4 protein-coding genes are annotated in these 7407 nt (G+C 72.3%); 3 read left to right on the top strand and 1 reads right to left on the bottom strand.

Annotated elements, in window-relative coordinates; all coding sequences use genetic code 11:
* Positions 1 to 2341: (Fe-S)-binding protein (locus tag N869_RS11400; RefSeq protein WP_035061756.1), on the bottom strand; the 2341-nt coding region annotated here is incomplete at its 3' end.
* A gap of 197 nt (positions 2342 to 2538) precedes the next feature.
* Here N869_RS11400 and N869_RS11395 point away from each other — a divergent pair.
* From N869_RS11395 to N869_RS11385, 3 genes are all read left to right on the top strand, one after another.
* The gene (locus tag N869_RS11395; protein WP_035061754.1) at positions 2539 to 5559 is read left to right on the top strand and encodes a Na+/H+ antiporter subunit A; all 3021 of its coding nucleotides are present in this window, start codon (positions 2539 to 2541) and stop codon (positions 5557 to 5559) included.
* Positions 5556 to 6023 (top strand): Na(+)/H(+) antiporter subunit C, encoded by a 468-nt coding sequence (locus N869_RS11390; protein ID WP_035061752.1) that lies wholly within the window; start codon positions 5556 to 5558, stop codon positions 6021 to 6023. Before N869_RS11395 ends, N869_RS11390 begins: the two co-directional genes overlap by 4 nt.
* A partial coding sequence (locus N869_RS11385; protein ID WP_408606358.1) for a Na+/H+ antiporter subunit D occupies positions 6020 to 7407 on the top strand: 1388 nt, incomplete at its 3' end. The genes N869_RS11390 and N869_RS11385, both read left to right, overlap by 4 nt.

The raw sequence follows: 7407 nt of genomic DNA, 5'->3' as shown, positions 1-7407 counted from the left end.
TCTCGGGGTCGGTCTCGGGGGCGGGGCGGACGGACTCCAGGAGGAGCTGGGCGACGTCCACGACCTCGACCGGGCCGCGGGTGCTTCCGCCGTCGTCCTGGCCGGTGCCGGGGCCCGCGCCGTTGGCGGCGACGCCGTCGGTGAGCATGATCGTGCAGAAGGGGCACCCGGTCGCGATGCGTGAGGCGCCGGTGCCGATGGCCTCGGCGGCCCGGTCGGTGCTGATGCGGGTGCCGGTGGTCTCTTCCATCCACACGCGCGCCCCACCACCACCGCAGCAGAACGCCCGTTCCTTGGTGCGGGGCATCTCGGTGAGCTGCACACCGGGCAGTGCCCCGATGAGCTCCCGGGGCGGGGTGTACACCTGGTTGTGGCGGCCCAGGTAGCAGGGGTCGTGGTAGGTGACGTCGGACGTCCCGTCGGTGGGACGGGTGGTGGGGGTCAGGCGCCCCTCGCCGACCAGCCGGTCCAGCAGCTCGGTGTGGTGCACGACCTCGTACCTGCCACCGACCTGCGGGTACTCGCGGCTGATGGTGTTGAAGCAGTGCGCGCAGGTGACGACGATCCGTTGGGCCTTGACCTCGTTGAGGACCTCGACGTTGGCCTGGGCGAGCATCTGGAACAGGAACTCGTTGCCGGCGCGGCGGGCCGGGTCACCGGTGCAGGACTCCCCGTCCCCGAGCACCGCGAACCGCACCCCGGCGGTGTGCAGCAGCTCGGCGACGGCACGGGTGGTCTTCTTGGCGCGGTCCTCGTACGCCCCGGCGCACCCGACCCAGAACAGGTAGTCGACCTCGGTGGCGTCCTCGACGTCGGCCCCCACGACGGGCACGTCGAACGGCAGGCCCTTGGCCCAGTCCAGGCGGGCGCGGGCGGGCAGCCCCCACGGGTTGGACTGTCGCTCCAGCTTGGTGAACATGGGGCCCAGCTCGTCGGGGAACGCCGACTCCATGAGCACCTGGTTGCGGCGCATGTCGACGATGTGGTCCACGTGCTCGATGTCCACCGGGCACTGCTGGACGCACGCCCCGCACGTGGTGCAGTCCCACAGGGCCTGCGGGTCGACGACGTCCCCGATCAAGGACAGGACGTCCATCTGCGCGTGCGGGTCACCCTGCCCGCCCGCGCCGGCACCCGCGTCCCCACCGCTGCCGGGCAGCGGCAGGTGCCCGGTGCTGGTCGTCGCCCCCGTGGGCGCGGTGGGGGCGTTCGCCCCGGCCCGCAGGTAGGGGGAGGTGCCGTAGGCGTGGTCCCGCAACGCGAGCATCATGAGCTTGGGGGACAGGGGCTTGCCGGTGTTCCAGGCGGGGCACTGCTCCTGGCAGCGCCCGCACTCGGTGCAGGTGGAGAAGTCCAGCAGGCCCTTCCACGTGAAGTCCTCGATGCGACCGGCACCGAGGCTGGCGTCGTCGGGCAGGTCGTCGATCGCCTCGAAGTCCACGTCCTTGCCGCCGGACCGCACCGGTGGCAGCGGCCCCAGCGCGGGGGCCCCGTCGACCTCGCGCCGGGCCCACACGTTCACCACCGCCAGGAACCGGTGCCAGGAGACACCCATCGCGGGGCGGCTGCCCACCACCACCATCCACGTCATCGAGGTGAGGATCTTCACCAGGGCCACGACGACGATCGCGGCCTCCAGGGTCGCGGCCGACGCCCCCGCGAACCACTGCCCGAACCACGCCGTCAACGGGAAGTGCCACAGGCTCGCCAGGTCCTGCGTGGCCGGCGACTGGGCGGCCAGCGCGTACTCCAGGCCCCGCAGCACCAGCACCGCGACGATCACCGCCGCGATGATCAGCTCCACGAAGTACGCCTGACCCATGTTCGACCCGAAGAACCGCGACGCCCGCGCCCCCGGCGGGCCCATGCGCCCCGCGGGGGTGGTCTGCACCGCGGACGGGGCCTCGGCGGCGCCCTCCCCGCGGCGGGGGTGGGCACGCTGGCGGACGACCACCAGGGCCACGATGCCCAGGAGCCCCGCCCACGCGAACGCCTCCGTCAGCCACTCCACGGGCGGCAGGTGCCCGATGAACGGCAGCGCGAACGTCGGGTCCAGGATCTGCCCGTACCCGGCCAGCAACGTCAGGAACAGGATGGGGAAGCTGACCATCACCACCCAGTGCGCGACCTTCACCACCGGCCGGTGCTGGAACCGCCCGTGACCCAGCAGCAGCCGCACCACCAACCAGGTGCGTGCGGCCCGGTCACCGGTGCGGTCCGGGGCGGGAGCACCACGCCCCACCGTCCGCACGATGGCCCGCACACCGAGGGTCAGGACCGTGACCCCCACCACGGTGGCGAGGACGGCCAGGACGAACGAGACGATCTGGAGTGCCTGCACGCGGTCACGGTAGCGGGTGACTGCGCCACAGGTCGGGCCGCGACGGACCCGCGGGACCCCGCAGATAAGATGAGCACCTCCCGTGATCACCTCCCGGCCCGCCCCGGGTGCGTGCCCGCACGGCCGATTGACAACAGACCGCCCGACCCGCCGACCACCCTCGACCGACGCCCGACCCCGACCGGACGGAACCGGACGTGCTGCTGCTGCTCGCCGTGCACCTGCTGGTGGCCCTCGTCGCGCCCCCGGCGATGCGCCGGTGGGGCCGGCGGGCATTCGCGGTCCTGGCGGTCGCCCCCGCCTCGGCCGCGGCCTGGGCACTGACCCGCAGCGCGGACGTCGTCGCCGGTGACGGCCCCGTGGAGGTCGCGCGCTGGGTGCCCGCCCTCGGACTGGAGCTCGCGTTCTCCCTGGACACCCTGTCGTGGCTGATGGTGCTGCTCGTCGGCGGGATCGGGGCCCTGGTCCTGGTGTACTGCTCGGCGTACTTCTCCCCACGTGCAGCCCACCTGGGCCGGTTCGCCGGTGTGCTCGTCGCGTTCGCCGGCGCGATGCTCGGCCTGGTCACCACCGACGACATGCTGCTGCTGTACGTGTTCTGGGAGCTGACGACCGTCTTCTCCTACCTGCTGATCGGCCACTACGCCGACCGCAAGGCCTCCCGCCGGGCCGCGATGCAGGCGATCGTCGTGACCACGGCCGGTGGGCTGGCGATGCTCGTGGGCATCATCCTGCTCGGCCACGGCGCCGGCACCTACCGGCTGTCCCAGGTCGTGGCCCAGGGCGCCGACGGCACCCTCACCGGCCCCGCGATCACCACCGGCGTGGTCCTGGTGCTCGTCGGCGCCCTCAGCAAGTCCGCCCTGGTGCCCCTGCACTTCTGGTTGCCGTCCGCGATGGCCGCCCCCACCCCCGTCAGCGCCTACCTGCACGCCGCAGCCATGGTCAAGGCCGGCGTGTACCTGGTCGCGCGGTTCGCCCCCGGGTTCGCCGACCTCGCCCTCTGGCAGGTGCTCGTCATCGGCCTCGGTGGCCTGACCCTCCTGCACGGCGGGTACCGGGCCCTGCGCCAGAACGACCTCAAGCTCGTCCTGGCGTTCGGGACCGTCAGCCAGCTCGGCATGCTCGTCCTCCTGGTGGGTCTGGGGTCACGGGCCGCGGCGCTCGCGGGCCTGGCGATGCTCGGCGCGCACGCCATGTTCAAGGCGGCCCTGTTCCTCACCGTGGGGGTGGTGGACGCCGCGACCGGCACCCGTGACCTGCGGCGCCTCAGCGGGGTGGGACGCGAGCTGCCGGTCACCGCGGCCGTGGCGGGCTTCGCGACCGCCTCGATGATCGGCCTGCCACCGTTCGCGGGGTTCGTCGCCAAGGAGGCCGCCCTCGAGGCGTTCTGGTACCAGGGCGGCACCGCCGTCGGGCTGCTGGTGCTCGTCGTGGTCGTCGCCGGGTCGGTCCTCACCGTCGCCTACGGGCTGCGGTTCTGGTGGGGGGCGTTCGCCACCAAACGCCCCGTCGACGTCGCCGCGGAGCAGGCCGGCGGCCCCACCGCAGGGGCGCCGACGGCTGACAGCACCCACGCCGACGGTCCCCCCGCCGTCACCCGACCACCCCTGGTGCTGGTGCTCCCCGCAGCGGTCCTCGCCGTCCTCGGCCTGGTCACGGCCCTGGTCCCGCAGGTCGGTGAGCAGCTCCTCGCCCCCCACGCCGACACCTACCCCGGTGACCCCGGGCACCTGGCCCTGTGGGCGGGCCTCACCCCGGCCCTCGGCCTGACCGCCGTGATCACCGCGGCCGGGTTCGCGCTGTTCTGGGCCCGGGCCCGCGTCGAACGCTGGCAGAGCGCCGTCGTGGTCCCGTGGGACGCCGACCGCACCTACCGCCGGGGCATGCGCCGCCTGGACGAGCTGGCCGGCCGCGTCACCGCCTTCACCCAGCGCGGCTCCCTGCCGGTCTACCTGGGCACGATCCTCGTGGTGCTGGTCGTGCTCTCCACCGGGGCGATGGTCCTCGGTGAGGTGACCATCGGGGACGTCCGCGCCTGGGACAGCCCGGCGCAGGTCCTGGCGGGTGGGCTCGCGGTCGCACCGATGATCCTGGCGGCGCGCGCCCGACGACGGTTGAAGGCCGTGGTGCTGGCGGGCGTCAGCGGCTACGCGGTGGCGCTGCTGTACCTGATCCACGGGGCACCCGACCTGGCGTTGACGCAGGTGCTGGTCGAGACGATCACCCTGGTGCTGTTCGTGCTGGTGCTGCGCCGGTTGCCCGCCTACTTCTCCGTCCGGCCCCTGGCCGCCAGCAGGTGGGTGCGCCTGGCCCTGGCGCTCGCGGTGGGTCTGGTCGTGGGCGTGATGACGCTCGCGGCCCCCGGCGCGCGCATCCACGCACCCGTGTCGGTGGACTGGGCGGACGAGGCGTACGTGTACGGGGGCGGGCGCAACACCGTGAACGTGGCCCTGGTGGACATGCGGGCGTGGGACACGGTGGGCGAGATCGCGGTGCTGCTGGTGGCGGCGACCGGGGTCGCGTCGTTGATCTTCTTGCGTCGACGGTCCGGTGACATCGCCCGGGTGAACCCCGACACCCCGGCGTCGGTGTGGTCGGGCACCCCCGACCCGATGGCGGCGTTGCGGGCCCGGGACGCCCGACGTGCCACGGACAAGGTGCCGCACGACCGGCCCGGTTCGGTCCCCGGTGCGTTGACGCGCGACCCACGCCCCCGGGGTGAGTGGTTGCGTGGCGGGCGGACGCTCGCACCCCAGCGCCGGTCGGTGATCTTCGAGATCGTGACCCGCCTGCTGTTCCACTCGATGGTGGTGTTCGCGGCGTTCCTGCTGTTCGCGGGGCACAACGCCCCCGGGGGCGGGTTCGGGGCGGGTCTGGTCATGGGCATCGCGCTGATCGTCCGGTACCTGGCGGGGGGCCGGTACGAGCTGTCCGAGGCCGCACCGGTGCACCCGGGTCTGCTGCTGGGGACGGGTCTGTTCCTCTCGGCGGGTGTGGGGTTGCTGGCGTTGCTGGCGGGGGGTGCGGTGCTGCAGAGCGTCATCGTGGAGGTCGCCGTCCCGGTGATCGGGGACGTGAAGCTGGTGACGTCGCTGTTCTTCGACGTGGGTGTGTTCCTGCTGGTGGTGGGTGTGGTGCTGGACGTGCTGCGGTCCTTGGGCGCTGAGGTGGACCGGCACGGCGAGGTCGACCGACGCAAGCGGGAGGCCTCGTGATCGACACGACGCCGAGCGTGGCGCTGGTCCTGGTGGTCGTGGCTCTGGTGACCGTCGGGGTGTACCTGATGCTGGAGCGCAGCCTCACCCGGGTGCTGCTCGGTGTGATCTCGTTGGGCAACGGCATCAACCTGATGTTCCTGGTGGCGGGGGGCCGTGCGGGTGTGGCGCCGATCGTGGGCCTGGGCGAGCCGGAGGACATGTCCGACCCGTTGCCCCAGTTCATGGTCCTGACCGCGATCGTCATCACGATGGGTGTGACGGCGTTCGGGTTGGCGATGGCGTACCGGTCGTGGCAGCTGAACCGGCACGACGAGGTCCAGGACGACGTGGAGGACCGTCGGGTCGCGCGCCGGGCGGCGGCGGACCAGGCGGCGTTCCGTGACGAGGACGCCGAGGTCACCACGACCCTGGACGAGGACGCCGCCCAGGCTCACGACGAGACCGGTGGTGAGCGCCCGTGACGTGGTTGAGCCTGACGGACCTCAGCTGGGTGGTGCCGTTGCCGGTGCTGGTCCCGCTGTTCGGGGCGGGGTTGGCGTTGGCCCTGTGGCGGGCCCCGCGCGCCCAGCGGGTCATCAGCGTGCTGTCGCTGGTGGTGACGTTGGGTGCGGCGGTGACGTTGCTGGTGGCGGCGGACGCCGGGCCGGTGGTGCTGGACGCGGGCGGGTGGGCGGCCCCGGTGGGGATCGCCCTGGTGGCGGACAGGTTGTCGACGTTGATGCTGACGGTCTCGGCGACGGTGACCCTCGCGGTGCTGGTGTACTCGTTGTCCCAGGGCCTGGCGGACGGTGACCGGGGTGCCCCGGTCGCGATCTTCCACCCCACGTACCTGGTGCTGACGGCGGGGGTGTCGAACGCGTTCCTGTCGGGGGACCTGTTCAACCTGTACGTCGGGTTCGAGATGCTGCTGGTCGCCTCGTACGTGCTGCTGACGTTGGGCGGCACGGGGGAACGCATCCGGGCGGGCAGCATCTACGTGGTCGTGTCGTTGTTGTCGTCGGTGGTGTTCCTGCTGGCGATGGGGCTGATCTACGCGGCGACGGGCACGGTGAACCTCGCCCAGCTGGCGTTGCGCCTGCCTGAGGTGGACCCGGGCATCCAGCTGGTGCTGCAGGTGCTGCTGCTGCTCGGGTTCGGCATCAAGGCGGCGATCTTCCCGTTGTCGGCGTGGTTGCCGGACTCCTACCCCACGGCACCGGCCCCGGTGACCGCGGTGTTCGCCGGGTTGCTGACGAAGGTCGGCGTGTACGCGATCATCCGCACCCAGACGTTGCTGTTCCCCGACGGGCGCGCCGACACCCTGCTGATGGTCGCGGCGCTGGCGACGATGGTCGTGGGGATCCTGGGGGCGGTGGCCCAGAACGACATCAAGCGTCTGGTGTCGTTCACGCTCGTCAGCCACATCGGCTACATGGTGTTCGGCATCGCGTTGTCCAGTGCTGCGGGGCTGGGTGCGGCGATCTTCTACGTGGCGCACCACATCACCGTCCAGACGACGTTGTTCCTGGTGGTGGGTCTGGTGGAGCGGCGGGGCGGGTCGACGTCCCTGGACCAGCTGGGTGGGTTGGCGCGCGTGGCGCCGGGGTTGGCGGTGCTGTTCTTCGTGCCGGCGATGAACCTGGCGGGCATCCCCCCGTTGTCGGGGTTCCTGGGCAAGGCGGGCCTGCTGCAGGCGGGCGTGGCGGACGGCAGCCCGTTGGCGTTGGTGCTGGTGGGTGCGGGCGCGGTGGTGTCGTTGCTGACCTTGTACGCGATCGTCAAGGCGTGGAACAAGGCGTTCTGGCAGACCCCTCCGGTCGAGCTGGAGCCGGTGCGTCTGCCCCGTGCGATGGTGGGGTCGGCGGG

It is taken from the genome of Cellulomonas bogoriensis 69B4 = DSM 16987 (genome assembly GCF_000767165.1).
GTDB classification, from domain to species: Bacteria; Actinomycetota; Actinomycetes; order Actinomycetales; family Cellulomonadaceae; genus Actinotalea; species Actinotalea bogoriensis.
This window is presented reverse-complemented; position numbering and strand designations above follow the sequence as displayed.